General features: G+C 58.4%; 29 protein-coding genes and 1 pseudogene. 14 read left to right on the top strand and 16 right to left on the bottom strand.

The genetic code is table 11. From position 1 onward, the window contains the following. Positions 1-154 precede the first annotated feature (154 nt). The 6 genes and pseudogenes from RUESEDTHA_RS10795 to aqpZ all read left to right on the top strand — a co-directional run bounded on the left by RUESEDTHA_RS10795 (position 155) and on the right by aqpZ (position 5,229). The gene (locus RUESEDTHA_RS10795; protein WP_180886902.1) at positions 155-961 is read left to right on the top strand and encodes a ferritin-like domain-containing protein; all 807 of its coding nucleotides are present in this window, start codon (positions 155-157) and stop codon (positions 959-961) included. 374 nt (positions 962-1,335) lie between these two features. Beyond that, a pseudogene (locus RUESEDTHA_RS10790) lies at positions 1,336-1,527 on the top strand (DUF455 family protein); the annotation flags it as partial. Positions 1,528-1,706: 179 nt separating this feature from the next. Further along, a complete protein-coding gene (locus RUESEDTHA_RS10785; protein ID WP_180886723.1) occupies positions 1,707-3,032 on the top strand; it encodes a M23 family metallopeptidase in 1,326 nt (441 codons plus the stop codon). Continuing rightward, positions 3,022-3,522, top strand: coding sequence for a polymer-forming cytoskeletal protein (locus RUESEDTHA_RS10780; RefSeq protein WP_171122193.1), 501 nt, complete (start codon positions 3,022-3,024; stop codon positions 3,520-3,522). The genes RUESEDTHA_RS10785 and RUESEDTHA_RS10780 overlap by 11 nt, the downstream gene beginning before the upstream one ends. 121 nt (positions 3,523-3,643) lie before the next feature. Further along, entirely contained in the window at positions 3,644-4,453 is an 810-nt protein-coding gene (locus RUESEDTHA_RS10775) for a zinc-dependent peptidase (protein WP_180886722.1), read from the top strand. Between the two features lie 89 nt (positions 4,454-4,542). Next, the gene (gene aqpZ, locus RUESEDTHA_RS10770) at positions 4,543-5,229 is read left to right on the top strand and encodes an aquaporin Z (RefSeq protein WP_180886721.1); all 687 of its coding nucleotides are present in this window, start codon (positions 4,543-4,545) and stop codon (positions 5,227-5,229) included. Positions 5,230-5,280: 51 nt separating this feature from the next. Here the strand turns inward: aqpZ and RUESEDTHA_RS10765 are convergent, their stop codons facing one another. Further along, positions 5,281-5,829 (bottom strand): peptidylprolyl isomerase, encoded by a 549-nt coding sequence (locus tag RUESEDTHA_RS10765; RefSeq protein WP_171212681.1) that lies wholly within the window; start codon positions 5,827-5,829, stop codon positions 5,281-5,283. Next, complete coding sequence (locus RUESEDTHA_RS10760) at positions 5,822-6,328, bottom strand: peptidylprolyl isomerase (protein ID WP_171126544.1); 507 nt, start codon at positions 6,326-6,328, stop codon at positions 5,822-5,824. The genes RUESEDTHA_RS10765 and RUESEDTHA_RS10760 overlap by 8 nt, the downstream gene beginning before the upstream one ends. Before the next feature lie 132 nt (positions 6,329-6,460). Between RUESEDTHA_RS10760 and pgk the strand changes: the two genes are divergently transcribed. The 7 genes from pgk (at position 6,461) to RUESEDTHA_RS10725 (ending at position 12,693) form a co-directional block, all read left to right on the top strand. Further along, positions 6,461-7,651, top strand: coding sequence for a phosphoglycerate kinase (pgk, locus tag RUESEDTHA_RS10755; RefSeq protein ID WP_180886720.1), 1,191 nt, complete (start codon positions 6,461-6,463; stop codon positions 7,649-7,651). 124 nt (positions 7,652-7,775) lie between these two features. After that, the gene (locus RUESEDTHA_RS10750) at positions 7,776-8,075 is read left to right on the top strand and encodes a septum formation initiator family protein (protein WP_171122187.1); all 300 of its coding nucleotides are present in this window, start codon (positions 7,776-7,778) and stop codon (positions 8,073-8,075) included. A gap of 153 nt (positions 8,076-8,228) precedes the next feature. Then, complete coding sequence (pdhA, locus tag RUESEDTHA_RS10745) at positions 8,229-9,227, top strand: pyruvate dehydrogenase (acetyl-transferring) E1 component subunit alpha (RefSeq protein WP_180886719.1); 999 nt, start codon at positions 8,229-8,231, stop codon at positions 9,225-9,227. After that, the gene (locus RUESEDTHA_RS10740) at positions 9,228-9,614 is read left to right on the top strand and encodes a VOC family protein (protein ID WP_180886718.1); all 387 of its coding nucleotides are present in this window, start codon (positions 9,228-9,230) and stop codon (positions 9,612-9,614) included. Positions 9,615-9,617: 3 nt separating this feature from the next. Beyond that, positions 9,618-10,988, top strand: a complete 1,371-nt coding sequence (locus RUESEDTHA_RS10735; RefSeq protein ID WP_180886717.1) for a pyruvate dehydrogenase complex E1 component subunit beta — start codon at positions 9,618-9,620, stop codon at positions 10,986-10,988. A 12-nt stretch (positions 10,989-11,000) separates the two neighbouring features. Continuing rightward, the gene (locus RUESEDTHA_RS10730; RefSeq protein ID WP_180886716.1) at positions 11,001-12,302 is read left to right on the top strand and encodes a pyruvate dehydrogenase complex dihydrolipoamide acetyltransferase; all 1,302 of its coding nucleotides are present in this window, start codon (positions 11,001-11,003) and stop codon (positions 12,300-12,302) included. Positions 12,303-12,456: 154 nt separating this feature from the next. Continuing rightward, a complete protein-coding gene (locus RUESEDTHA_RS10725; RefSeq protein ID WP_180886715.1) occupies positions 12,457-12,693 on the top strand; it encodes a hypothetical protein in 237 nt (78 codons plus the stop codon). Between the two features lie 7 nt (positions 12,694-12,700). Here RUESEDTHA_RS10725 and cysE read toward each other — a convergent pair whose 3' ends face one another. Beyond that, positions 12,701-13,510, bottom strand: coding sequence for a serine O-acetyltransferase (cysE, locus tag RUESEDTHA_RS10720; protein ID WP_171122181.1), 810 nt, complete (start codon positions 13,508-13,510; stop codon positions 12,701-12,703). A gap of 84 nt (positions 13,511-13,594) precedes the next feature. On the opposite strand from cysE, the gene RUESEDTHA_RS10715 reads away from it, so the two are divergent. Then, positions 13,595-13,933 (top strand): TraR/DksA C4-type zinc finger protein, encoded by a 339-nt coding sequence (locus RUESEDTHA_RS10715; RefSeq protein WP_180886714.1) that lies wholly within the window; start codon positions 13,595-13,597, stop codon positions 13,931-13,933. 158 nt (positions 13,934-14,091) lie between these two features. Here the strand turns inward: RUESEDTHA_RS10715 and RUESEDTHA_RS10710 are convergent, their stop codons facing one another. From RUESEDTHA_RS10710 to RUESEDTHA_RS10650, 13 genes are all read right to left on the bottom strand, one after another. After that, positions 14,092-18,054 (bottom strand): glycoside hydrolase/phage tail family protein, encoded by a 3,963-nt coding sequence (locus tag RUESEDTHA_RS10710; protein WP_180886713.1) that lies wholly within the window; start codon positions 18,052-18,054, stop codon positions 14,092-14,094. Then, entirely contained in the window at positions 18,055-18,501 is a 447-nt protein-coding gene (locus RUESEDTHA_RS10705; RefSeq protein WP_180886712.1) for an NlpC/P60 family protein, read from the bottom strand. Next, positions 18,498-19,385 (bottom strand): DUF2163 domain-containing protein, encoded by an 888-nt coding sequence (locus RUESEDTHA_RS10700; RefSeq protein WP_180886711.1) that lies wholly within the window; start codon positions 19,383-19,385, stop codon positions 18,498-18,500. Before RUESEDTHA_RS10700 ends, RUESEDTHA_RS10705 begins: the two co-directional genes overlap by 4 nt. Further along, positions 19,385-20,017 carry a DUF2460 domain-containing protein gene (locus tag RUESEDTHA_RS10695; RefSeq protein ID WP_180886710.1) on the bottom strand — a complete coding sequence of 211 codons (633 nt, stop codon included), beginning with the start codon at positions 20,015-20,017 and terminating at the stop codon, positions 19,385-19,387. The genes RUESEDTHA_RS10700 and RUESEDTHA_RS10695 overlap by 1 nt, the downstream gene beginning before the upstream one ends. A gap of 12 nt (positions 20,018-20,029) precedes the next feature. After that, entirely contained in the window at positions 20,030-20,695 is a 666-nt protein-coding gene (locus tag RUESEDTHA_RS10690) for a phage tail tape measure protein (RefSeq protein WP_180886709.1), read from the bottom strand. Next, positions 20,679-20,891: a rcc01693 family protein gene (locus RUESEDTHA_RS10685; RefSeq protein ID WP_180886708.1), complete on the bottom strand. Its 213-nt coding sequence runs from the start codon at positions 20,889-20,891 to the stop codon at positions 20,679-20,681. Before RUESEDTHA_RS10685 ends, RUESEDTHA_RS10690 begins: the two co-directional genes overlap by 17 nt. Then, positions 20,888-21,205, bottom strand: a complete 318-nt coding sequence (locus tag RUESEDTHA_RS10680) for a gene transfer agent family protein (RefSeq protein WP_180886707.1) — start codon at positions 21,203-21,205, stop codon at positions 20,888-20,890. Before RUESEDTHA_RS10680 ends, RUESEDTHA_RS10685 begins: the two co-directional genes overlap by 4 nt. Positions 21,206-21,209: 4 nt before the next feature. Beyond that, the gene (locus RUESEDTHA_RS10675; protein ID WP_180886706.1) at positions 21,210-21,623 is read right to left on the bottom strand and encodes a phage major tail protein, TP901-1 family; all 414 of its coding nucleotides are present in this window, start codon (positions 21,621-21,623) and stop codon (positions 21,210-21,212) included. A gap of 20 nt (positions 21,624-21,643) precedes the next feature. After that, the gene (locus RUESEDTHA_RS10670) at positions 21,644-22,057 is read right to left on the bottom strand and encodes a DUF3168 domain-containing protein (RefSeq protein ID WP_180886705.1); all 414 of its coding nucleotides are present in this window, start codon (positions 22,055-22,057) and stop codon (positions 21,644-21,646) included. Next, complete coding sequence (locus RUESEDTHA_RS10665; protein WP_180886704.1) at positions 22,054-22,392, bottom strand: phage head closure protein; 339 nt, start codon at positions 22,390-22,392, stop codon at positions 22,054-22,056. The genes RUESEDTHA_RS10670 and RUESEDTHA_RS10665 overlap by 4 nt, the downstream gene beginning before the upstream one ends. After that, the gene (locus RUESEDTHA_RS10660) at positions 22,389-22,988 is read right to left on the bottom strand and encodes a head-tail connector protein (protein ID WP_180886703.1); all 600 of its coding nucleotides are present in this window, start codon (positions 22,986-22,988) and stop codon (positions 22,389-22,391) included. The genes RUESEDTHA_RS10665 and RUESEDTHA_RS10660 overlap by 4 nt, the downstream gene beginning before the upstream one ends. Before the next feature lie 173 nt (positions 22,989-23,161). Beyond that, complete coding sequence (locus RUESEDTHA_RS10655) at positions 23,162-24,340, bottom strand: phage major capsid protein (RefSeq protein ID WP_180886702.1); 1,179 nt, start codon at positions 24,338-24,340, stop codon at positions 23,162-23,164. A gap of 32 nt (positions 24,341-24,372) precedes the next feature. Further along, positions 24,373-24,918 (bottom strand): HK97 family phage prohead protease, encoded by a 546-nt coding sequence (locus RUESEDTHA_RS10650; RefSeq protein ID WP_255431687.1) that lies wholly within the window; start codon positions 24,916-24,918, stop codon positions 24,373-24,375. Positions 24,919-24,920: the final 2 nt, after the last annotated feature.

Here is a 24,920-nt window from a genome sequence, read left to right as displayed (position 1 = left end):
TATAGTAGGCGTAACGGGCAACCTTAAAATGTTTGTTGCGCCATCTGGCTTAAAGCCAAGCTCTGCTAATTTCACAGAACCGGGAGCAAGTTACAACTTGTCTAGCCGTACTGACAAAGACGCTGAATCACAGCGTCCGACTACGCTGACTGCAATGGCGGTCGATGTGCTCTCCACGAAGGATGGTCGCGCAAAAACAGCAAAATCAAGAGCCTACGCTTCGGTTTGGAAAACTGCGCGGACTACGGGTGAAGTTCTTGAACTCGGGTGTTCTATTCCACCAGATCATCCAGCTCGCCCGCAGCACCCAGAGTTGCTCAGTCCCCGCGACGTACCAAAGCGCAAGCCGGGATCTCCAGCAGGAAGAATAGCGCTACTTCATGCCGTCGCTCATATCGAACTCAATGCCGTCGATCTGCACTGGGATATTATCTCACGCTTCGCCCACGTGCCGATGCCGATGGGATTTTATGACGATTGGGTGAAAGCCGCAGACGACGAAGCAAAACACTTCAATCTGATCTGTGATTGCCTGGAAACGATGGGAAGCTACTACGGAGCCCTGCCCGCTCATGATGGAATGTGGCGCGCGGCATCAGATACTGCAAACGACCTACAAGGACGGTTAGCCATCGTTCCAATGGTATTGGAGGCACGAGGGCTAGATGTAACACCGGGAATGATAGACGTTTTCGAGAAAGCTGGTGAGACTGCGGCTGTTGAAAGCCTCAAAACCATCTACAGTGAGGAAGTCAGCCACGTGGCGTATGGGGCGAAATGGTTTAACTTCGTCTGTGGCAGGGACAACAGTGATCCAAAAGAAGTATTCCATGCGCTAGTAAAGCGCTATTTCAAAGGAGGTTTGAAGCCTCCGTTTAACGAAGAAAAACGCGTAGATGCCGGATTGCCACCTGACTTTTATTGGCCGCTCGCTGAGGAACTTCCTCCTTATGTTCGCTGAGAAAGTTGGCAGTTGCCTGCGCCACTGAAGCATTTTGCTTGAGGACCTCGTACTTCAAGTAATCACCCTTCGCGCCAATTCATCAGGCAACAGTTCCGACTCACCGAGGGCGGGACCGTTTCGGCCTGCGGAATCCCGTCCAAGCGACGCAGAAGAATTGCCCAAGTCAAAACCAATGCTCTTCCTGTTTGCCGCTTCTCTCCTCGTTTCGATCAAGACTGGAACTCAAGTGCATGGAACTTTTGATCGGGTTTTGGGGCGAAAAAGTTCCATAATGCACGTGGAACTTTTTGAAGTGGAAGTATTTCGGTTCGATGCATTGATTGTTTTCAAGGGGGTCGCGCTGACAATAACAATGAAAAATCGATTTTGGTTGGTATAACGAGTCCCTATGTGGGCGTGAGAATGCCGACCCAAAGGATGTATTTCACGAATTGGTCCGGCGGTATTTCCACGGCGTCCTGAAGCCCCCTTTCAACGAGGAAAAACGCGCCGAAGCGGGGTTGCCGCCAGATTTCTACTGGCCTTTGACTGAAGACCTGCCTCAGCCCGGACACGACCATTAAACGCGCTCAAGTTGACGTTATCGGCAATTTCCCGCCGAGAATTGGCGGGAAAAACCTACTTTGTTGGGTAAACTGGTTAACAAACTTGCCCAAAACCTGAGCGCCCTCTATGCACTTCGGCCAAGGGACGGCTAACACTCACGACCGATCCCGATCTTGGGGATGAAGAGGGAAGACGCGTGCGAACACGTCTGGCAATCAAACTACACTCGCTGCTTGAACGGCATTTTCCGGAACGCAGGGTTTTTCTGAAATCCGACAACGACACACGGTTCATCCGGCTTAGTTCGGAAACGCAGGTCGCTGCTGTTGCTGGCGTTGCGGTGATTGTTGGCTGGACCGCTGTTGCGACCGCGATCCTGCTGATGGACAGCATCGGATCCGGCAATTTCCGCGAACAGGCGAAACGAGATCAGGCCACCTATCAAGAACGACTGAATGTTCTGTCGGCCGAACGCGATGTGCGCGCGCAAGAAGCGTTGATGGCGCAGGACCGGTTCAACGCGGCGCTCGAACAGATTTCCGCCATGCAATCCGAACTGCTGGCCTCAGAAAACCGCCGCCGCGAGCTTGAGACCGGGATCGAAGTGATCCAGACGACCTTGCGCGCAACAATGAAGCAGCGCGAAGAAGCCCGCACAGAGCTGGCTAAGATGAACCAAGAGGCAGGTTCGGGCGAGGTACAGATGGCATATGCCACCGACCCTGCCCAAATGAACTTCATGACCGAGGCATTGGTCAGGACCGCGATGGAACGTGATCAGATCGCGGCCGATGCCAAGGATGCGCTGGATCAGCGCGACGAGCTGGAACTGGAAATCCAGCTAATGCAGGAACGCAGCGACGAAATTTTCCGTCAGCTAGAAGAAGCTATGGTCATCTCTGTCGAGCCGCTCGACAAGATGTTCCGCAAAGCAGGAATGCCCACCGACCGTATCATCGAAGAAGTACGGCGTGGGTACAGTGGCATGGGTGGCCCCCTAACCCCCATATCCTTCAGCACGCGCGGTGAGGAACTGACCCCCGACGAAATCCGCGCAAATACCCTGCTGCAGCAGATGGATCAGCTGAACCTCTATCGCATTGCTGCAGAAAAAGCGCCGTTTGCAAGCCCAGTAAACGCGGTTGTCCGCTTTACCAGTGGTTTCGGAACACGCCGCGACCCCAAGACCGGAGGTCGCCGCATGCATAACGGTGCTGATTTTGCAGGTGCACATGGAACGGATATATTTGCGACCGCTGACGGAGTGGTCACCCATGCTGGCTGGCAATCCGGGTTTGGACGGCTGGTAAAAATCAAGCACGCCTTCGGAATTGAGACACTTTACGCCCATAATACCAAGATCAAGGTAAAGGTTGGTCAAAGGGTCTCGCGCGGGGATCATATTGCTGATATGGGTAGCACCGGACGGTCGACCGGCACGCATCTGCACTATGAGGTACGCGTGAACGGAAAACCTGTTAACCCAATGACTTACATCAAGGCTGCGAGAAATGTTTTCTAAGAGCAAAATCAACGAGCCCGGTTCGAATGCACCAGAAGCGGCAAAACCCGCCGCACCAGCAACACCGGCTGCCCCTGCACCGTCAGAAAACAAGGCGAGCACCGCGCCCAAGCCCAAGCCTCCGGCGTCGGTTCTGTCTTCGGATCTGCACATCACCGGCAACCTGAAAACCTCGGGCGATATCCAGGTTGAAGGAACTGTCGAAGGCGACATTCGCGCGCATCTGCTGACGATCGGTGAAACCGCGACCATCAAGGGCGAAGTCACCGCAGATGACGTGGTAATCAATGGTCGCATCGTTGGCCGTGTGCGTGGTCTGAAAGTACGCCTGACCTCGACCGCACGTGTCGAAGGCGACATCATCCACAAGACCATCGCCATCGAAAGCGGCGCGCATTTCGAAGGTTCGGTCCAGCGTCAGGACGACCCGCTGAACCCCGGCCGCAGTGCCAAGGGCGGCGCAAACCCGGCGGCTGAGGTCAAGCAGTAACACCTGCTTCGCCCGGATTGAAAATTCAACGCCGCAGGGAAACCTGCGGCGTTTCTTTTTGCCTTGGACCACGGCGCACTTTCAGGTTCCAAGACGCAACCCGCCTGTATAAGCTTGTGAAATGTGGATTTTCTTTGCCTTAGTTCTGTTTATCGCGGGCTTTTTTACCTATCGCCATTGGGCCAAAACACAGGCGCGCAAGGCGCTGCTGTCCACCCCGCTTACCCCTGAACAGCGCGCCGTAATCGAAGCTCAGGTTCCCTTGGTGCGCCGTTTGCCGCCTGACCTGCGCGCAGGTCTCGACGGCAAGGTGAACCTTTTTCTGAATCAGGTCCGGTTTTTTGGTTGTGACGGTCTTGAGGTCACGGAAGAAATGCGTCTGGCCATCGCCGCGCAAGCATGTCTCCTGATTATCAACAACACGCTCTGGTACGATCACCTCACCACGATCCTGATCTACCCCAACGCCTTCAAGTCCCGGCAACGCAGGCAGGACGGCTATGTGGTCAGCGAAAAGGAAATCATCCGCACCGGGGAAAGCTGGGACCGGGGGCCGGTCATTCTGTCTTGGTCTCACAGCAGGCAAGGCGCACTGGATGATCATGATGGACAAAACGTAGTCCTGCACGAATTCGCACATCAGATCGACGATCTGTCGGGCGGAACCAACGGCGTTCCGATCCTCAGTCAAGGTCAGACCTTCGCCGAGTGGGAGCGCGCATTTCTGGCGGCATACGATGCCCATGTTCAATCCGTGGAAAAAGGGCGGCACACGGTCATCGACCCCTATGGCGCCGTCGGGCACGAAGAGTTCTTTGCGGTATCGGTCGAGGTCTTTTTTGAACGGCCCCGCGCCTTGAAATCAGAGGCCCCCGGTATTTACGAGCAGTTGGCCAAGCTGTTCCGCTTGGATCCTGTAACCTGGAATTAACCTGCCTTGGCGGAACCGGGTTCTGGAAAAATTTCACAAAACAGGTTTTTTGAATTACACTGAACCCATTGTTTTTCGGAGGGCTTTTCATGTCATCAAAACTCATGGCCGAATTCTTCGGCACGTTCTGGCTGGTACTTGGCGGCTGCGGCAGCGCCGTCTTAGCGGCAGGCGTCGCCGATGTCGGCATCGGCTGGCTGGGTGTATCTTTCGCTTTTGGCTTAACCGTTCTGACAATGGCATACGCGGTCGGCCATATATCGGGCGGGCACTTCAATCCAGCCGTCAGTCTTGGCCTGATGATCGGTGGAAGGTTCCCTGCAAAAGACCTTATTCCCTATTGGATCGCCCAGGTCGTCGGCGCAATTGCCGCAGCGGTCGTCCTTTACCTGATCGTAAGCGGTGCACCCGAATTCACTGGGGTCGGAAGCTTTGCCAGTAACGGCTATGGCGACGCATCCCCCGAAGGGTATTCGATGATGTCCGCTTTGATCATCGAGATCGTACTAACGGCGTTTTTCATCGTAATCATTCTCGGCGCGACGTCTAAGGGTGCTCCGGCTGGTTTCGGTCCCATCGCCATCGGGCTGGGCCTGACGCTGATCCACCTGATTTCGATCCCGGTGACGAATACATCCGTAAACCCGGCGCGCTCAACCGGTGTTGCGCTGTTTGCCGACGGTCCGGCCCTTTCACAACTCTGGTTGTTCTGGGTCGCGCCCCTGATCGGCGGCGCGCTTGGGGCCGTGATCTGGAAAGCCATGGGCGACGACTAAGCCCTGTCTATCAAAAAGGCCCCGGTGCAATCTGCGTCGGGGCCCTTTGTGTTACTCGGTTACAGTAACTTTTTTCATCACGTCGGGCTGTCCGATGACCGCCCCGTTGGGGCCATCGCCACGCTTGATCGCATCGACAATGTCCATCCCGTCGGTTACCTGTCCAACAACGGTATATTGGCCGTTCAGAAACGGACCGGGCGCAAACATGATGAAGAACTGCGAATTGGCACTGTTGGGGTCTTGCGCCCGTGCCATGCCCACAACACCGCGGTCATAATTAAAGTCCGAGAACTCGGCAGGCAGGTCAGGCCGGTCCGATCCACCCGTGCCCGCACGACGCAGATCGCTGCCCAGACGCCCGTGCTCTACGTCGCCTGTCTGTGCCATGAAGCCGTCGATCACGCGGTGAAAAACCACACCGTCATACTTGCCTTCGGCAGCAAGGGTGCTGATCTGTTCAACGTGTTTCGGAGCCAGATCGTCAAACAGATCAACGGTTACGGTGCCATTAGCCCCCTCGCCCTCGATCTCGATCTGCAAACCTGTGGCCAACGCGGGGCTGGCCAGCAAAGCAAATGCGGCTGCCAGCTTATACATCGGCTGCCACCTTGACGCTGATCATACGGTCGGGACTCATCGGCGGCTCACCCCGGACGATGGCATCCACGTGCTCCATCCCGTCGATAACACGGCCATAGACGGTGTACTGGCCGTTCAGGAAGTGATTGTCCTTGAAGTTGATGAAGAACTGCGAGTTGGCCGAGTCCGGGTTCTGCGAACGTGCCGCGCCCAATGTGCCGCGATCGTGAGGCAGTTTCGAAAATTCTGCTGGAACATTCGGCAACGACGACCCACCTGTGCCCGCCATACGGATGTTGAACCCGTCTTCCATGTCACCGTGCTGCACGTCGCCTGTCTGCGCCATGAAACCGTCGATCACACGGTGGAAGGCCACGTTGTCATACTCACCACCACGGGCCAGTTCTTTCATCCGGGCCGAGTGCTGGGGGGCCACATCGGGCAGCAGCTCGATGACGACATTGCCGTCTTTCAGTTCGATGATGATGGTATTTTCGGGATCCTTGATCTCGGCCATGAGGCCCTCCTGTCGTTTATCTTGCGCAAATACCTATGACGCGGACGCATGAATGCCAAGTGACGCATTGACCTGAGGGCAAAATGCAGGAAAAGAACCGCCTAAAGCGGTTGTAACGACAAGGATGAAACGATGGGCTGGAAAACGCTGGATGATATGGACCTGAACGGCAAGCGTGTGCTGGTACGCGTGGACATCAACGTACCAGTTGTTGACGGCGTTGTGACCGACGCGACCCGCATCCAGCGCATCGTGCCCACGGTACGCGACATCCTTGCGGCCGGCGGCAAACCGATCCTGCTGGCGCATTTTGGGCGCCCCGGGGGTGAACGGCGCGAGAACCTATCGCTGAAGCAACTGGTCCCGACGCTTGAGACCGCTTTTGGCGCGACTGTCCTATTCGCCGCCGATTGCGTCGGCACCGAGGCGGAACTGGCCGCCGAGCAGTTGCAGCCCGGTCAGGTGCTGCTTTTGGAAAACACACGCTTTCACGCTGCGGAAACCAAGAACGACGCCGATCTGGCCGCCGGTATGGCGCGTCTGGGCGATGTCTATTGCAACGACGCTTTTTCCGCCGCGCACCGCGCCCACAGCTCGACCGAGGCCATTGCCCGCCTGCTGCCCGCCTGCGCTGGTCGGCTGATGCAGGCCGAACTGGAGGCGCTGGAGGGTGCTTTGAGTGCACCCAAACGCCCTGTGACGGCAGTTGTTGGCGGGGCCAAGGTCTCAACCAAGCTGGAACTGCTGGGCAATCTGATCGACAAGGTGGATTACCTGGTTATCGGCGGGGGCATGGCCAATACGTTTCTGGTCGCCAAGGGCCTGAACGTGGGCAATTCGCTGGCGGAAACAGCGATGAAGGACACCGCAGCCGCGATCATGGCCAAGGCCGAAACCTCGGGCTGTAGCATCGTACTGCCCACCGACATCGTTGTGGCCGAAAAGTTCGAAGCAGGCGCCCCGCATCAAGTCCTGCCCGCCGATCAATGCACCGGCGATGGTATGATCCTTGACGCAGGCCCCGACAGCGTGGCGGCGATTTCGGACATTTTCGGACAAAGTCAGACTTTGATCTGGAACGGTCCACTGGGCGCGTTCGAGATTGAGCCTTTCGACACAGCAACCAACGCGGCGGCGCTGAAAGCCGCCGCACTGACGCGGTCCGGGCAATTGGTCTCGGTCGCGGGTGGGGGTGACACTGTTGCGGCTTTGAATGCGTCGGGCGCGGCCAAGGATTTCTCGTATATCTCGACTGCAGGCGGCGCCTTCCTCGAGTGGATGGAAGGTAAAACCCTGCCCGGCGTTGCCGCGCTGGAGCAATAAAACCACCAGCCCACGCGTTTTTGTCGAATCAGGGGATTCACAACCCGAATCACCTGTGACATAGTGTTTTCAGAGGTCCAAAAAGGACCCGTTTTGAGGCAGACTTCATACGGCGGTAAACAGAGTGTCCCGTTCCAATCGGCCCGGTTTGGGCGCAGTCGCATTCTTTATGGTGGCGTTTATGCTGGGTGTATATTTCACCTTTGCCGCCGTGCAGGGTGACTATGGCCTGTTCCGACGGGTCGAGATTGCAGCGGAACGGGACGCTCTGTCGCGCGACCTCGACAAGCTCGAGGCTGAAATTGCCGAGATGGAGAACCTGACCCGCCGCTTGTCGGATACTTATCTGGACCTGGATTTGCTGGACCAGCAAGCGCGCTCTGTGCTGGGAATGATCCGCTCGGATGAGGTTGTCATCCGTTAATCCTCCACTGAATCGATCAATATTACAGCAAGCCGCAACCCGATTTTCGCGAGATCGGACGCTGCGTCACATTTACCCTCGCCAGAAAGCAGCAAATGCTTTATGAGATAGTTTAACGCTAAACTATCTTGCCGAGAGGGGGAGATCGCCACAATGGCTGCGCGAAAAACCGCAAAGAAACCAAATGTTTCGTCGGAAGAACTGACCACCTACTACCGAGAGATGCTGCTGATCCGCCGATTCGAAGAAAAGGCCGGTCAACTTTATGGCATGGGTCTTATTGGTGGATTCTGTCACCTGTATATTGGCCAAGAAGCCGTTGTTGTGGGCCTGGAGGCCGCAGCCAAGGACGGCGACAAGCGGATTACTTCTTACCGCGACCACGGTCACATGCTGGCCTGCGGCATGGATCCGGGCGGCGTGATGGCCGAACTGACCGGGCGTATTGGCGGCCTGTCCAAGGGCAAGGGTGGCTCGATGCACATGTTCTCGAAAGAGAAGCACTTCTATGGTGGGCACGGCATCGTTGGTGCGCAGGTACCGTTGGGCGCAGGTCTGGCCTTTGCCGACAAGTACAAGGAAAACGGTGGCGTCACCTTTACCTATTTCGGTGATGGTGCGGCCAACCAGGGTCAGGTCTATGAGACATTCAACATGGCCGCGCTCTGGAGTTTGCCAGTGGTCTTCGTGATCGAGAACAATCAATACGCTATGGGCACGGCGCAGGCGCGCTCGACCTCGACCAAGGATATCTACCACCGCGGCGAGGCTTTCGGTATCCCCGGTGAAATCGTCAATGGCATGGACGTACTGGCCGTCAAAGAGGCTGGTGAAAAAGCCGTCGCCCACTGCCGCGCTGGTAAGGGGCCCTACATCCTTGAGGTCAAAACCTATCGCTATCGCGGCCACTCGATGTCCGACCCAGCCAAGTACCGCACCCGCGAAGAGGTTCAGAAGGTCCGCGAGCAAAGCGATCCAATTGAGCATGTGCGCGAACTGCTGCTAACCGGCAAACACGCGACCGAGGATGACCTGAAGGCGATCGACAAAGAGATCAAAGAGATCGTCAATCAGGCCGCCGAATTCTCGAAAGAAAGCCCCGAGCCTTCTGTGGAAGAGCTCTGGACAGATATCTACGCCGAGGTCGGGTAGATGGCACATTTTGAGGTTCACGTCAGCGATGTGGAACAGGCCAAGATGTTTTACTCCGGCCTGTTCGGGTGGGGGTTCACTCCGATGCCCGGCGGGGAAGAGATGGGCTACCATCTGATCGAAGGTGACCAGATTGGAAACAAGGCGCTGACCGGCGGTCTGATGCAGCGTATCGGCAACGCACCGGCCGCGGGGTCCCCCGTGCGCGGCGGCACCATGACCTTTGAGGTCAGCGATTGCGACGAACGCTATGCGTGGGCATTGGATAATGGTGGCGCCGAAGCGCTGCCGCCAACCGATTATCCTGGCATAGGCCGCTGCGCCTATGTGGAAGATGGACAAGGAAACATCGTCGGGATGATTACCCCGGCCCCGGAAGGAAACTGAGACATGGCAACCGAAATTCTCATGCCCGCCCTTTCGCCCACGATGGAAGAGGGCACGCTGGCCAAATGGCTGGTCAAGGAAGGCGACACCGTATCCTCGGGCGATATCATGGCCGAGATTGAAACCGACAAGGCCACGATGGAGTTCGAGGCCGTTGACGAAGGCATCGTCGGCAAAATTCTGATCGCGGAAGGCACCGAAGGGGTCAAGGTGAACACACCTATCGCGGTCCTCGTGGAAGAAGGCGAAGACGCCTCTGCCCTGCCCACTGCTGCGCCGGCAGCCGCAGCGGTGGCTGAGGCCGCTCCTGCGGCGGTTGAGGCCCCCGCTCCTGCCGCTGCGCCTGCTGCACCAGTCGTCGATCTGTCCCCGGACTGGCCTGCGGACGCCGAGATGAAATCCGAGACCGTTCGCGAAGCGCTGCGTGATGCAATGGCCGAGGAAATGCGCGGCGATGAAGACGTATACCTGATGGGCGAAGAGGTCGCCGAATATCAGGGTGCATACAAGATCAGCCAAGGCCTTCTGGACGAATTCGGCAGCAAGCGTGTGATCGACACACCCATCACCGAACATGGTTTCGCAGGTATCGCAGTTGGTTCGGCCTTTGGTGGGTTGAAGCCGATTGTCGAGTTCATGACCTTTAACTTCGCCATGCAGGCGATTGACCAAATCATCAACTCTGCTGCCAAAACGCTTTATATGTCCGGCGGTCAAATGGGTTGCCCCATCGTGTTTCGGGGCCCCAACGGTGCTGCCGCCCGCGTGGCCGCACAGCATTCTCAGGACTATGCCGCATGGTATATGCAAATCCCCGGTCTCAAAGTGGTTATGCCCTACTCGGCTGCTGATGCAAAAGGGTTGCTGAAATCGGCGATCCGCGACCCCAACCCGGTGATCTTCCTTGAAAACGAGATCCTTTACGGACGCTCATTCGATGTCCCGCAAGTGGATGATCTGACCATACCATTGGGCAAGGCCCGCATCTGGCGCGAAGGCTCGGATGTGACCATCGTCAGCTTCGGCATCGGGATGCAATATGCGCTGGAAGCCGCCGACAAGCTGGCCGAGGACGGCATCAGCGCTGAGGTGATCGACCTGCGCACCATCCGCCCAATGGACACCGGCGCGATCATCAACTCGGTGATGAAAACCAACCGTCTAGTGACGGTCGAGGAAGGCTGGCCGCAAGGTTCGGTAGGCAGCTATATCAGCTCGGTCGTGATGCAAGAGGCGTTCGATTATCTGGATGCTCCGGTCGTCAACTGTACCGGCAAGGACGTTCCGATGCCTTATGCCGCGAACCTCGAAAAACTGGCACTGATCACCACCGACGAAGTGATCGCAGCCGTCAAACAAGTGACCTACCGGTAAGGAGCGACACAGATGCCTACAGAAATTCTGATGCCCGCCCTTTCCCCCACGATGGAGGAAGGCACCCTTGCCAAATGGCTGGTCAAAGAGGGCGACACGGTGTCGTCCGGCGACCTGCTGGCCGAAATTGAAACCGACAAAGCGACGATGGAGTTCGAGGCCGTTGACGAAGGCACCATTGGCAAGATCCTGATTCCCGAGGGTTCCGAAGGGGTCAAGGTCAACACCGCGATTGCGGTCCTGCTGGAAGACGGCGAAAGCGCCGATGACATTGGCACCGCACCTGTCGCAGCCCCCGCGGCTGCGCCCGCAGCCGCCGCAGGCAACGAGGCTGCCGCGCAAGCGGCGTCCGAGGCGTCTGCCCCTGCTCCGGCAGCACCGGCCAAGGCCGATGGCGGTCGTATCTTCGCCTCACCCCTGGCCCGCCGGATTGCCGCACAAAAGGGTCTCGATCTGGCGCAGATCTCCGGATCTGGCCCGCATGGCCGTATCGTCAAAGCGGATGTTGAGGGCGCAACAGCCACCGCACCGGCTCTGGCCCCTGCACCCGTAGCGGCGGCTCCGGCAGCAGCAGCCCCGGCTGGCCCATCCGCAGACGCCGTCGCCAAGATGTACGAAACCCGCGATTACGAAGAGGTCAAGCTGGACGGCATGCGCAAGACCATTGCCGCGCGTCTCAGCGAGGCCAAGCAGACCATCCCCCATTTCTACCTGCGCCGCGATATCAAGCTGGACGCGCTGCTTAAGTTCCGCAGCCAATTGAACAAACAGCTTGAAGGCCGAGGCGTGAAGCTCAGCGTCAATGACTTCATCATCAAGGCCGTAGCCAACGCGCTTCAACAGGTTCCGGCCTGTAATGCCGTCTGGGCCGGTGATCGGGTATTGCAGTTGAAACCGTCAGATGTGGCTGTTGCCGTCGCTATCGAGGGCGGTCTGTTCACCCCGGTTCTTCAGGATGCCGACACCAAATCGCTGTCCGCGCTGTCGACCGAGATGAAAGACCTTGCCGGTCGCGCCCGCGAACGCAAACTTGCCCCGCATGAATATCAGGGTGGTACTTTTGCGATCTCGAATCTGGGCATGTTCGGCATCGACAATTTCGACGCCATCGTGAACCCGCCGCACGCTGGCATTCTTGCCGTGGGTACAGGCGTCAAAAAGCCCGTCGTGGGCGATGACGGAGAGCTGACCGTTGCGACCGTGATGTCTGTAACAATGTCCGTGGACCACCGCGTGATTGACGGCGCGCTTGGCGCGGAACTGCTGCAAGCCATTGTCGAAAACCTTGAGAACCCCATGGTCATGCTGGCCTGACACCAAAAAACTGAAGCAGCCGCGCCCGCACGTTCTGGCGCGGCTTTTTCATGTCTGGCCGGGAAGTGAGGAAACGTGATCCGGCCAACTGTTGTATGGGCACGCGCGGGGCGTCAAATTGTTTGCAAATCAGACACGGATGCAAAGGTGCCCCATGACCTTCACACGGCTTACTCGGACAGGTTTGATTTTGTTGATGCTGGCTGCAATTGCACCTGCAGATGCCTATGCCAAGCCCAACAGCTATCCAGGTGAAAACTCGAAATTCAATTCCAAAAGCGCGGTTGCCAAATGGGAAGCCGAGCGCAGCAAGCGGATTGAAGAGCGAAAGAAACGGCGGGAAGAAAAGCGGCTCAAGCGGTTGAACAAAAAGAACAACCGCCCGAACTGAGTGTTACTTACTGATCTTTACCCAGCATATGATCCATCGAGATCGCGGGCTGATCACAACCTGCTTCGCCGACGATCTTTGCAGGAATGCCCGCAACGGTTTTGCACGCAGGCACGGCCTGCAAGACAACCGATCCGGCAGCAATTCGGCTGCAATGACCCACTTCAATATTGCCAAGCACCTTAGCACCTGCACCGATCAGAACACCGTCACCAATTTTCGGATGGCGCTGTTCTTCTTCCTTGCCGGTCCCGCCAAGCGTGACGGAATGCAACATCGACACATTGTCTCCGACAACCGCGGTTTCGCCGATTACGATCGAATGGGCGTGATCAATCATAATCCCTTTGCCGATTTTCGCGGCCGGGTGGATATCAATCCCGAAAATCTCGGAGGAGCGCATCTGGAAGAAGTAAGCCAGATCGTAGCGCTTCTTTTGCCATAGCCAGTGCGCCACACGGTAGGCTTGCATTGCCTGATAGCCCTTAAAGTACAGAATCGGCTGCAGCAGGCGATGGCAAGCCGGGTCGCGCTCGTACACAGCCATCAAGTCGGCGCGAGCCGCCTCGATCAGCGAGTGATCATCCGCATAAGCTTCGTCCACGATCTCTCGTAGCACCATCATGGACATTTCATTCGAGCACAGCTTGGCCGATACCCGGTAGGACAATGCCCTGTCTAGACTGCGGTGGTGCAGAATACAGGCGTGCACCAACCCGCCCATCAACGGCTCATTCTCAACGGCCAATTGAGCTTCGGTCGTGATGCGATCCCAGACGGGATCGACGGGAGTAACGTGACTGCGCGTTTCCAACATGGCTTTTGATCCTTTGCTGCGCCTAGAATGCCATTTAGAGGCAAAAACGCCAAACGCAAACCCGTGATCAGCAGGATAACGAAAATGAATGCTTCTTTGATGGCCGAATTCGAGGCCCGAATACGCAGTCGTTTAGCGGAACTTGCTGACAACTCGGAAGCAGGAAAGAAGGCGCAGGCGATTGTAGAACTGGACCAACAAGCCATAGGGCGCCTTAGCAGGATGGACGCGTTGCAGAGCCAGGCAATGGCCAAGGCACAGCAAGCCAACAGGGACGTCGAAATGAACAGGTTGAAGGCGGCATTACTTAGGATAGACGAGGGAGAATACGGTTTCTGCGAAGACTGCGGTGAAGAGATCCCAATTGGCCGCCTGAACTTGGATCATGCGGCCACCAAGTGCGTTAGCTGCGCATCCGGGTGAGCCGTTTGCTTGGTCTTTTTTGCGTTCTCACAACTCTGTCTGTGATTTTGCCTCGCTCACCATATAGGCGAAATAGCGATATCATATAGCAGGCGGCGCTTTTTGTTGTTCGCGTCGCCTGAGAAGGTTTCCAACAAAACGGCTAACTACTTAGCCGTCTAACCTACCGTAAGAAATGCCGGCAAACCCGGACCATAGCTGGCCGACACCTGGGCCACCTGGACTGTGTAGGAACCGGAAACACCGTCGGCGAGTTTTGCACCCGACGCATATGTCCAGCCGGAAATTTGAACCAATTCCTCACGCACCAATGACCCTTCGGCCCGAATCTGTATCAGATAAGCTTCGGACTCTTCGCCCAACGGGACGTCGATTCCGGCCCAGTCGTCACCGTCAATTCGCGTTCGACGCATCCACGAAAACGTATCCCCCGCCCCTGATCTACGAACACGCAGATGCACCGGGGCGTAGGGGCGTAAACCATTGCCATTGAACGCCTCGACTTGGTGGACAAAGGACGGGTCGTCATACCCACGCGAAGCCGGTCCAATTCTATAGTGCTTCGCAAGCCTGCGCTCTGACCGAAGCAGCCCGGTCTGCATCACGCGTGGGTCCAATAACACAAACACCGAACCCTCGGGCCAAACCTCGGGCATGATTGCGTCAGTTCCGAACTGCCCACGAAGCCGCCCGGACAGCGCGTAAGTTCCCTGGCCTTGAAGGTTGGCGTCGGCAAATTGGAATAATTCCCAATTGTCAGGCGTTCCATCCCCGATCGCCGCAAGATTGGCACCGCTCAACAACGCGGAACGTGGGCGGGATTCCAAAACGCCATCAATGAGTTGGACATTTAGCGGGGCGCCTTCGTCCCAAACTCCTGCGGTTGAACGCATCAGTGGGCTTTCTGTCAGGCCAATCACCGCCTGACCAGAAACGAATTGTTCCAACACATAATCTTCGTCAGTTGGCGCGGAATAGACGGCTGCACCTCCAGGCCACGGATTGGCCGTCACCGCCAAATATGGCGCATGCGGTGCCTCGGACCCGCTCATCAATGGCAGATCCAGGAACACAGGATACACGGGAACCGGGGCCACAAACGGATTCTCGGCGATCGTGTCGTCGGGCAAGTCCGTGGCCGCATAAATGCCGGGTTCAATCCGGACGGCGTCTGCGATTTGTAACTCGGCCTGCTCCAAGCGGTCGATACGATATCGCGTACCTTGGTCGCTTCCGTTCAAGCTGACGACATCTCCCGCTCCGACTTGCGACATCGATGGGGGGAGGGCAAAACGTGCCGTTTCTCGGGCTATTCTTGCCTCACTCAGCCACCGCTCGGATGTCTGACGGCCTTCGGCGCGTGTCATTGACAAGGGCATTTCGTTTATCGACACAGCGTGCGTGCGTGCGTCCGGCGGCACAGCCTCCTCGGCAACGATGTCGTGGTCTGCGTCCGATTGAACAAAACGCAGGCGAACGCGACCTGTCATCTCGGCTTCTGCTTCGCGCCGGTGTTCGATTGAACCGTCGATATCCGAACTGATCGCAAGCTTTTCCGGATCAATTTGGATCGGTGTTCGCCCGTCACGCATCTGGAAAAGAAGGATACCGTCACGCTCAATCGTGTCGAACCCGTACCGCAACATAAGGGGTTGCAACGCGGACCGCGCGTCCGAGACCTGCTCGACCACATACCCGCGAACGACCCCGTACAGGCCAGACGTATCTATGTCGGTCACCCCGGCGCCATGGCAAATTTCGGTCACGACCGACGCCAGCGTCCGCGCACCTGATCGCCCGTTCAGCCAGTGACCGCGAGAGTAATTCTCTCCGTCGCTCCACTGACTGCGCAAGTTTGGAAAGGCTGGAAACGGCCGGGCATCCCATGCCCAGACATAAGCGTTGGACATATCAATCATCCGGCCGTTGTAAATGTCTGAAACCGGGTTGGTCTGCGGGTCAGACCAATAGCCCAAAACCGCTTCAAGGTAACGAACCTGCATAAAGTCGTCCCGCAAGCCATTGGAATATTTCGGCAAACCTGATTCAGATGACTTTGGGTCCAGAAACTTGTTCGGTTGATTTGTCCCCTTATCGACAGCAGCACACCCAAGTTCCGTGAACCAGATAGGTTTCGACTCCGGAACCCAAGCGGTTCGATCCGGCTGTCGCACGCCCCCTATTCGTTCGTGATGCGGTTGCGCCCACCAATTGCGCAGGTCTTTGTAGCGCCAGACCCACGACTCATTATGTTCCGCATCCTCAATCGGAGCGCGTATCTGTGCCTCAGCCTCCTCTGGCGAGGCATAGTACCAGTCGTACCCTTCGCCGCCTTCAATATTGCCGCGCAAATAGTCGAGGTCATAGATCGCTGATGCCCCGTTTTGAGCATCAACATGGGTCTCGCCGTCCCGCCAGTCAGAAAGCGGCATGTAATTGTCGATGCCAACAAAATCGATATTGTCGTCGGCCCAAAGCGGATCCAGATGAAAATACCGGTCTCCGCTGCCATCGGCAGGCTGATATCCAAAATACTCGCTCCAATCCGCAGCATAACCGATCTTGGTCTCTGCCCCGAGTATCTTGCGGGCTTCACCGGCCAACACGCGCATCTGATCCACAGCCGGGAACCCTGAGGCCCCCCTTATCTGCGTGAGCGACCTCATTTCCGACGCGATACAGAAGGACTCCACTCCCCCAGCAGCTTTGCACAGGCTGGCATAATGCAAGATAAACCGGAACAGGCCCCACTCCTGCGGACCGGTATATTCGACGCCCCCATCACCTACGGTAAAGTCATCTGCGCGAGCCTCTCCAAAGAATTCTGCTACTTCCAGATCTGCGGCTACAGAGCCATCCGGGGAACCCCGGCGACCTGGTGCAGAACTCAAGGTAATTCGCCCGCGCCAAGGCAGATGTGGCTGATCGGTGGCATCGGACCAGGGATCACGCAGACCGTTCCCGGCCAATTGATCCATAAGGATAAAGGGGTAGAACATCACCCGCTTGCCGGCACCCTTCAAGTGTTGAATCGCCTGAATGACAGAAGCGTCGGCGGGGGTTGCACCATAGACAGGACGATCCTGATCATGTTTGACGACCTGCGCGGTCTGACGTGTCATCCCCGCCACGCCCCAGACCATGTTCTTACCCTCGATATCCTTGTGCAGAACCTTGGGCTGAATCTGACACTGACCACAGCGCAAGTCATTTCCGAACCAAGACACGACTAAAGACGCCGCATCACAAGCGGGAAGCTCAGCACTCAACGCCTTGGTTGACGTCACAAGATCAGGTTCACCCGAGGCCGAGTTCACATTTGCGGCCCAGCTTTGCCCCCTGCCCTTGGTGTAGTTCACCTGTGTGCTGGCCAGCGCATATTCCCCGGTCCCCGGCATCATCGCAACGCCACGGACAATACTGGACAAGGCGTTTGGGGCTTCTGGCAGGTCCGGTTGGTCCGGTCGGACGACCTCAAAAGAAAACTGTGGTACACGGTTTCCGAAGGCAGCCAGTTGCAGATCTTCGATCACCACATATGCCGTTCCCCGGTACGCCGGAACCGAACCTGCGCCCTCGATGGCCTCGATAAGGGGGTCAGGAAGCTGGTCATCCGATCCGTGGTAGACACGCATGTTGAGCCCTGCGCGCTCAACCTCTTCTCCGTCGGCCCAAATTCGAGGGACATCGGCGATCAGACCCGCGCCCACTGCAATCGCAACCGAAACTGAATAGCTGTAGCTATGGGTGGTGGTTGTGACGTCCGGTGTACTGGGCGCGCCCTTACCACCGCCACCGGATTGCGTTTGCGTGCTGGTGCTGTGAGTTTCCAGAAAGTCCGAAGCCCAAATGACCTGTCCACCAACCCGCATGCGCCCGAAAATGGTCGCGACCGGAGCACCTTCACCCGTTTCGGTCAGGCGAAATCGGTCGAGCCGACCTGTTTCGACGACCTCGCTGCCGCTGCCCATCACGGATTGGCTCATCAGGCGTTGGTCAATGACATTCCCCAAAGTCGCACCGATCGCGCGCCCGACAATTGCTGTCGAAAGACCCGCGACCGTACCACCGATGGCACCGCCAATTGCCGCACCGGCGGCGGAAAGAACAATCGTAGCCATTCAAGTACCCTCCAAGGGAAAGCTGAAACAAGCGACCACTCGGCGACGCCAAGGGGCGCTCAGAGTGTTCTCGACAACGCCGTGCCCGGAATACGCATGAATAAATCGCGGCGCGCTTCCCACCGCGCTGACAATTCCGACGTGTTTTGCAACCCGGCCTTCTCGCATACGAAACAGCAGGACGTCGCCGGGTTCCAATTCACAAACGTCTTTAGGCAGTAGATGCCGGCAAGCGGCCGCCCACATGCGCTCTTCGCCCTGCGGTTCGGACCAATCCACGCTGTAAGAGGGCACGCGTTCAGGCTCTGTACCCAAAAGCGCGCGCCAGACACCTCGTAGCAAGCCAAGGCAATCTGCGCCCACACCTTTCACTGATGCCTGATGTCTATAGGGCGTCCCCAACCAGGTTCGGGTTTCCTTCACTATCTCCTGTCTGGAGCCGCTCATCGCCTGCTTCCCCCAGTGTTTGGATTGCCTTTCTTGGGAACGGCCAGCACCCAATCCTCTTTTGGCAGGTCAGGAAAGCCCTGGAAGTTCAGAAGGTTGTTGAAATTCTTTCGACAGGTCTCCATCCGTTTGTCGCAGCCAGCCGTCAGACGGACCCGATCACCCAAGCCCAGTCCACCGCTGATTCCGGACCACAACGTAATGGTGCGCCCACCTGCGATTACGTCATCTTGTTTGATGGACGCCCACAAGCCCGAGGCGGGACCAGTCAGCACATCCATTCGTCCACGGTCGAACCAGCCGCTGTCCGGCGATGCTGCCCCTGCTAGTCTTATGACGCTGCCAGCCGTCAGTTCAGCGACCTTAGCTTCTGCGGAAAAGCCAGGGGCGTCGGTGTCGAACCTGCAAGACATGTCTCCCAACACAGCCGTGCAAGGTTTCTGGTAAACCCGCCCCAGAGGTCGATTTAGCAGGTCTGTCAAACCACGTAGTTCGGCATGAAAAGCGCCACCAGCCCTTCGCAATTCCCCGACCGAGCCGCGAAACTGCAGGACCCTTTGGTCAGGCGCAGCCCAATTTGCAAGCCAGGCGCGCACCTCGGCCCCGTCAAACCGGCCCGCTTCGATATCCGCTTCGGTGACAGACGCATCCGACAAGGCCCCCATCGCTTCGGAGTTGTCTATGGAAAGCCCGGTCGCCTGTTCAATCGCAGTTGCAGTCAAACCCGTACTGGCCTTGAACGTCAGGCCATCAAAGCGCAGTTCCATGTCATGATCGGTGAAACCAAATTCCTGTCCGTCAACGCGTTTGATCGCCCAGCATCGGCAGGTGGTTGTTAATCCCGTCTGTAAGTGTGCCTGCAGCGCATCCTTGTTCCCAACCATCAGACACGCACCTCAACCACGGGCACATTTGGAACGTCACCCGCCTGAAAGCTTACGACGCTTGTTTGGATTTTGTCCGTGTCGAACCGGACCGGGACGTCGAACTCAAATCCAGCCGTAATTTCAACACCTTCAGGTGGCGGATCCGCGAACATAACCCGACCCCGAACAAGATCGACCTCAAAGTCCACACCTTCGCGAACTTCATCCTGTTCCAAACCCAATATCACTGTACCAAGAACTGGTTTTACGATGGGTCGCGCATACTGAAATCCGCCTGAAAGATAGGTTTTAACCAACTGAAACTCAGTCTGAAGCCCATCGCCCCGCGCGATGATCTGGTCGCCCTGATCCGTTTCGGCTGTCGCAGCCCCCGATTTGTAGTCGGACCAATCCTTCCACCGGAACCCAAACATCTGCCCCTGCCGCGCTTCGAAGAAGGAGATCAGGGTTTCGATATCGTCCAGCGATCGCATTCCCAATCCGGCATCGTACCTGCGGCGCGAATGCGCCCAAGGGGTATTCCGTTCCTCGAACCCGTTCGCCAGCGTCACGATATCCGTGCGCCGTTCAGGGCCACCGACCGAGCCGAAACTCAGACTGGCGGGAAATCTCACTTCGTGGAAACTCATGACCTGCTCCCTTTATCTGTTGCGATTGCCGCGCCCTAATGCGCGGCTCATCTGTGCGGCGATCTGGCTTTGACTGCGGCGGAACCCCTGCACATCCGGTGTTGTGATGTTCATCACGACATTGACAGCGCGCGCGCCGCCGGATGTACGAACGCCCAGCTTACCGTCCGGGCCACGTGCCAACGGCATGATCGCTTCGGGGCCAGCTTCCCCCATCAGCCCGGTTCCCCCTCGCATCGGAAATGTGGTCGGGCCGCTGATCACCCCGCCATTGGCAAAGGGCATCACCCGGCCCTGACTAAAGCCGCCGCCATCGGCAAAGGGCAGAACACCTTGCACAAAGCTCCCGATCCCACCTGCAATGAGACCGCCAAAGTGATCCGTCACCGGCTTGATCGCCGCCGAATACGCCGTGCGGATCATCGAGTTCTTCAGCACATCCAGCGCATCCGACAGGTTCATACCGTCCAGAACGACGCCATCAAACGCCTTGCGCAGACCGCTGGACATGCCGCGTTCCAACGTCGCCACATCCTTGCCGGTCTCTTCAAACGCAGCGCTGATCCGTTTCATCTGGCTGTCAAAGGCCGCCGCCATCGACGCAGCATCCCCCAGCGAGTCGCCCAGCGCCTCGCCCCGCTCTTGCAGGTCGTCCAACCCGTCATGATCCGTCGTCATCACGTTCTCCTTGTTTCTTGTCCGGGTAGGCCGCCAGCAAAGCGTCCAGCCCTGCCCGGTTCATCGCGGGCACGCCTGCGCCCTGCCCCAGCATCAGCCGCAGTTCGGCCGGGGTCAGACGCCAGAATTGCTCCGGCGTCAGACGCAGGCCGGTCATCCCGGCCCGCATCAGGGTTGGCCAGTCGAACCCGCTCAATAGTCCGGCACCATGAAGGCGCGGGCCAGCAACTCAGCCGCCGCGCGGGCACCAGCCATTGGGCCACCCTCGATCTCGGCGCGCAGCATGTCGGCGCGGGTCACATCCGTCCCGCCGCCCCGCAGCCCCGCCACGATCAGCGCCAGCACATCACCGCTGGAATACGCCCCGCCTTCGAACCGCTGCACCAATTCCACCAACGTCTCGGCGCCCAGCTCCTGTTCCAGTTCCGCCAAAGCACCCAGCGTCAGCTTGAGCGCACGCGGCTGCCCGTCGATGGTCAATGCCACCTCACCCGTCCACGGATTGGCCATTGGGTTACAGCGCCGTAAAGGTCAGGGCACCGGCGCTGGCCAGGCTCATCTCATAGGTGGCCTCACCGTTATGCGAGCCCGCGTACTCGATGCCGGTCACCTGAAACGCGCCTTCGACAATGCCGAAATCGGGGATGATCACCTGAAAACTCGGCGTCTCGCCGTCAAAGAACAACTGACGCGCGCGCTCATCAGTGCCCTCGTCCTTGAACACACCCGAGCCCGAGATCGAGGCCGATTTGACCCCAGCCCCCGACAGCAGTTCACGCCATCCACCTTGGCTTTCAAGGCTGGTAACATCCACACTTTCCGCGTTGAAACTGACCCGCGTGGCGCGCAGGCCCGCGATGGTCTCAAACAGGCCCGAGCCGTTCATATCCACTTTGACCAAAAGGTCTTTTCCGTTCTGGGCAGCCATATGCTCTCTCCGTTGAGTGTTTATTCATCTTCCACGCGGGCGCGGAATCTCAGGTCGATCTGGCGGATTGCACCGCCCGTTCCGGTGCGCCGGGCGCTGGCGCGTTCGAACCAAAGCCCCACAAGGCGACCCCGCTCCAAAGTAAACGCCGCGTCCTCCAGCGCGTCGCATACAGCACCGGCCAATGTCTTTGCTGCGCCAAAACCTGCGGCCTCGGACACCACCGACACGGTAAAGCGATGCACGGCTCCCGCGCCCGACCGATCCGAGGCGTCGCGCACCTCTTCCGGTCCCAGCGTCACATAAGTCTGAGGCACCGCCCCCGCCGGAACCGCGTCATAGATCGCGCCGCCCGACAACGCGCCGACCTGCGCGTCGCCGGACAGTTGTTGAAACACCGCCGCCTGCAAAGCGGCTGAAACGCCGTAACTCATGCCGCCACCTCTTCATCTGCAAAACAGGTCAGGTACTGGCCACGCGGGTCACGCTCGGCCACGGCACGGATCACAAACCGGCGCGGGCCCTCGGTGAACCGCTGATCCGGCGTTGGGCGCATCGCTGAGCCCTCGGGCGCTCCGCGCACCACGATGCGATAGCCAACGCGCGAGACCGGGACGCCTGCGATCTGCCGCTCGGACCCGCTGCGCGCGGTGACCTCGGCCCAAACCGTCCCCAGAGCGGCCCATGTCTCGGTGTACCCACCGGCCCCATCCGCGCTGCGCACTGGTGCCTCAAGCACCAGCTTTCTGTTCAATCGGGGTGGCTTCATTGCGCTACCCCTGCACCAAAGCGCACAATCCGGTAGCGTTGGATCAGACTGGTGACACCAAAAGGCATACAACCCGCGCCCAGCGCCGTCTCATCGCGGTATTCGTAGTAATGCGCAGCCAGCAACAGCACCGCCTGCCCCAGATCGGCGGGCAGAGCCCCCCAATCCGCAGCCATCCCGGCAGTAAAAGCAATCTTGACCGACCCGCCAGCAGGAATGATCGGCAGAGACGTCCCCGCAGGGCGTAGACGCGGACGCTGACTGTCTTTGGCCAGACGATACCGACCACCATCCACTACCGTATCGGCACCTGCCGCATCTGTCACAGTCATAGCACTGATCGACTTAACCGGGGCCACCGGCAGCACCTCACCCGCCGCATCGCGCCAGCCATTCAGATTCCACGAAAACCCGCGCGCGATCAGCACCTTTCCGGTGCGCGCCTCAATCGCTGCGATCGCCGCCCGCAAAAAGCCTTTCAGCACCTCGTCTTGCACGCTGCCTTGAGCAAATCCCGTGCCTAACCGCAGATGCGCCTTGAACTGATCCACCGGCAGCGCCACATCCGCGATGGCGGTTTCTTCGATCAACATCATCCATTCACTCCGCAATCTCGGCCCCCTCCGGGGGTCGTCACTTCAGGAAATTGGCGGGCCCGCGCCGCCCCACGTTGCTCGGACGGAGGGGAGCAGCTAGACAACGCGGGGGATCTCACCCCGGCCCGCGCCCGCCGCCCGAGGGGCCAGCGGCCCCCCGGATCCGTCACCGCTTAGGCGGTGCCGAATTTCACCAGCTTGATTGCAGCAAAGTCGCTAACGTCGCCGCCCACACGCTTGGTCGCGTAGAACAGGACATGCGGTTTGGCGCTGAACGGGTCGCGCAGAACGCGCAGATCGGGACGCTCGGCGATGGTGTACCCGGCCTGGAAGTCACCGAACGCGATCGAGAAGCTGTCGGTGCCCGCATCCGGCATATCTTCGGCGATCAGCACTGGATAGCCCATCAGACGCGCGGGCTCACCGGCGGCCAGACCGTCGGACCACAGGAAGCGGCCATCGCTGTCCTTCAGCTTGCGGATCAAGCCAGCGGTTTTCGAGTTCATCACGAACGTTCCGTTGACGCGGTACTGCGCACCCAGCGCATAGACCACATCGACAATCGCATCAGCCTCGACACCACCTGCAATGCCCGTCGGCACATAACCGATATTGCCCCAGGTCCAGACATCGTTGTCGACCTTGGCGTGATCCAGAATGCCCTTTGGCTTGTCAGCGCCATCGCCCGAGATGAAGGCAGCCGCCTCGGCGCGGGCAAACTTGTCGGCGATGCGACCTGCCAACCAGCCTTCGACATCAAACGCGCTGTCATCCAGCAAACGTTGCGAGGCTTTAGGCAGCGCGCTCAGTTCGTGCAGTGCAATCGAGATACGGTCAATCGACGGCGTTGCGGTTTCGGTTGCCGCGGCATTCTCATCCGCCCAGCCTGCCCCCACATCAGTATGGTCGATCAGCACATCGAACGAGTTCGCCTCGACATTCACGACCGACGCAATCGAACGGATCGAGGCGGTGGACTTCAGCACCGACTTGATCATCTCGGCGGTCTTCGGATCGACAAGATACCCGCCGTCACTGTTTACCGCACTCGACAGCGACTTGGCTTCCATTTCCAGCCCGCGCAGCCCGTCATCGTCTCCGCAGCGCACGTAGGCATCAAAGGCCTTCTGGTGCGGGGCACCGTCCTCGATCGAGGCCGCAAGATGCGGGCGCGCCGCGATGGTTGATTTACGATCCAGCATGGTCAGTCGCTCTTCTGTCTGTTGCAGTTGGGTTTTAACTTCAGCCTTGAGGCCCTTGAATTCGTTCACGAAGCCAGCCATCGCCTGCTTCACCTCCTGAACCAGGGGCGCACCCTCTCCGGTCAAGGCCGGGGTGTCGGTCTTGCTCATCAGCACTTCCTTTTTTGGGTGGGTTTGAGGCACTAGGGTCGCGCCAGCTCCAGCCGGGCGTCGTTGAACACCTCGGCAATACTGCGCCAGGTGTTCTCGGCCTCAGGGTCCACGCCCTTGGCCGCCACCCGCGCACTGGGCAGCATCGGGAAGGTCACCAAAGACACCTCCCACAGCTCCAGTTCGGTCAGGACCCGTTGGCCCTTGTCATTCTTCGCGGCCCGTTTCGTGCGGTACCCAATCGACAGCCCGTCCATCGCCCCCGCCCGGATCAGCTCGGCTGCCTCGCGGCCCTTTTGGGTACTCTCCAGCAGACGACCTTTGACCCACAGACCACAGTCATCCTCACGCACTTCATCCCAGACGCCGATGGGCTGAGCGGGGTCATGCTGCCACAGCATCTTGACCCGCTGACCCGCTTTTTTCAGCCCGGCCAGTGAGGCGTGATAGGCCCCTTTCTGGACCACATCGCGGCCTTGATCGACCTGTCCGAACAGGCTGGCATAGCCTTCGATCACCGCATCTTCGGTGACCGACAAGCCCTCGCCAAACCGTGCGAATTTGTGTTCCAAATCCATAA

Source organism: Ruegeria sp. THAF57 (genome assembly GCF_903914075.1).
Lineage (GTDB): Bacteria > Pseudomonadota > Alphaproteobacteria > Rhodobacterales > Rhodobacteraceae > Ruegeria.
This window is presented reverse-complemented; position numbering and strand designations above follow the sequence as displayed.

Bases quoted from the DNA above. Each gene is read 5' to 3' on its own strand.
- RUESEDTHA_RS10795 (WP_180886902.1), top strand. From the start codon at position 155: ATGGCGGTCGATGTGCTCTCCACGAAGGATGGTCGCGCAAAAACAGCA.
- RUESEDTHA_RS10780 (WP_171122193.1), top strand. From the start codon at position 3,022: ATGTTTTCTAAGAGCAAAATCAACGAGCCCGGTTCGAATGCACCAGAA.
- RUESEDTHA_RS10775 (WP_180886722.1), top strand. From the start codon at position 3,644: ATGTGGATTTTCTTTGCCTTAGTTCTGTTTATCGCGGGCTTTTTTACC.
- aqpZ (WP_180886721.1), top strand. From the start codon at position 4,543: ATGTCATCAAAACTCATGGCCGAATTCTTCGGCACGTTCTGGCTGGTA.
- RUESEDTHA_RS10765 (WP_171212681.1), bottom strand. From the start codon at position 5,829: ATGTATAAGCTGGCAGCCGCATTTGCTTTGCTGGCCAGCCCCGCGTTG.
- RUESEDTHA_RS10760 (WP_171126544.1), bottom strand. From the start codon at position 6,328: ATGGCCGAGATCAAGGATCCCGAAAATACCATCATCATCGAACTGAAA.
- pgk (WP_180886720.1), top strand. From the start codon at position 6,461: ATGGGCTGGAAAACGCTGGATGATATGGACCTGAACGGCAAGCGTGTG.
- pdhA (WP_180886719.1), top strand. From the start codon at position 8,229: ATGGCTGCGCGAAAAACCGCAAAGAAACCAAATGTTTCGTCGGAAGAA.
- RUESEDTHA_RS10740 (WP_180886718.1), top strand. From the start codon at position 9,228: ATGGCACATTTTGAGGTTCACGTCAGCGATGTGGAACAGGCCAAGATG.
- RUESEDTHA_RS10735 (WP_180886717.1), top strand. From the start codon at position 9,618: ATGGCAACCGAAATTCTCATGCCCGCCCTTTCGCCCACGATGGAAGAG.
- RUESEDTHA_RS10730 (WP_180886716.1), top strand. From the start codon at position 11,001: ATGCCTACAGAAATTCTGATGCCCGCCCTTTCCCCCACGATGGAGGAA.
- RUESEDTHA_RS10725 (WP_180886715.1), top strand. From the start codon at position 12,457: ATGACCTTCACACGGCTTACTCGGACAGGTTTGATTTTGTTGATGCTG.
- cysE (WP_171122181.1), bottom strand. From the start codon at position 13,510: ATGTTGGAAACGCGCAGTCACGTTACTCCCGTCGATCCCGTCTGGGAT.
- RUESEDTHA_RS10715 (WP_180886714.1), top strand. From the start codon at position 13,595: ATGAATGCTTCTTTGATGGCCGAATTCGAGGCCCGAATACGCAGTCGT.
- RUESEDTHA_RS10710 (WP_180886713.1), bottom strand. From the start codon at position 18,054: ATGGCTACGATTGTTCTTTCCGCCGCCGGTGCGGCAATTGGCGGTGCC.
- RUESEDTHA_RS10705 (WP_180886712.1), bottom strand. From the start codon at position 18,501: ATGAGCGGCTCCAGACAGGAGATAGTGAAGGAAACCCGAACCTGGTTG.
- RUESEDTHA_RS10700 (WP_180886711.1), bottom strand. From the start codon at position 19,385: ATGGTTGGGAACAAGGATGCGCTGCAGGCACACTTACAGACGGGATTA.
- RUESEDTHA_RS10695 (WP_180886710.1), bottom strand. From the start codon at position 20,017: ATGAGTTTCCACGAAGTGAGATTTCCCGCCAGTCTGAGTTTCGGCTCG.
- RUESEDTHA_RS10690 (WP_180886709.1), bottom strand. From the start codon at position 20,695: ATGACGACGGATCATGACGGGTTGGACGACCTGCAAGAGCGGGGCGAG.
- RUESEDTHA_RS10680 (WP_180886707.1), bottom strand. From the start codon at position 21,205: ATGGCCAATCCGTGGACGGGTGAGGTGGCATTGACCATCGACGGGCAG.
- RUESEDTHA_RS10675 (WP_180886706.1), bottom strand. From the start codon at position 21,623: ATGGCTGCCCAGAACGGAAAAGACCTTTTGGTCAAAGTGGATATGAAC.
- RUESEDTHA_RS10670 (WP_180886705.1), bottom strand. From the start codon at position 22,057: ATGAGTTACGGCGTTTCAGCCGCTTTGCAGGCGGCGGTGTTTCAACAA.
- RUESEDTHA_RS10665 (WP_180886704.1), bottom strand. From the start codon at position 22,392: ATGAAGCCACCCCGATTGAACAGAAAGCTGGTGCTTGAGGCACCAGTG.
- RUESEDTHA_RS10660 (WP_180886703.1), bottom strand. From the start codon at position 22,988: ATGATGTTGATCGAAGAAACCGCCATCGCGGATGTGGCGCTGCCGGTG.
- RUESEDTHA_RS10655 (WP_180886702.1), bottom strand. From the start codon at position 24,340: ATGAGCAAGACCGACACCCCGGCCTTGACCGGAGAGGGTGCGCCCCTG.
- RUESEDTHA_RS10650 (WP_255431687.1), bottom strand. From the start codon at position 24,918: ATGGATTTGGAACACAAATTCGCACGGTTTGGCGAGGGCTTGTCGGTC.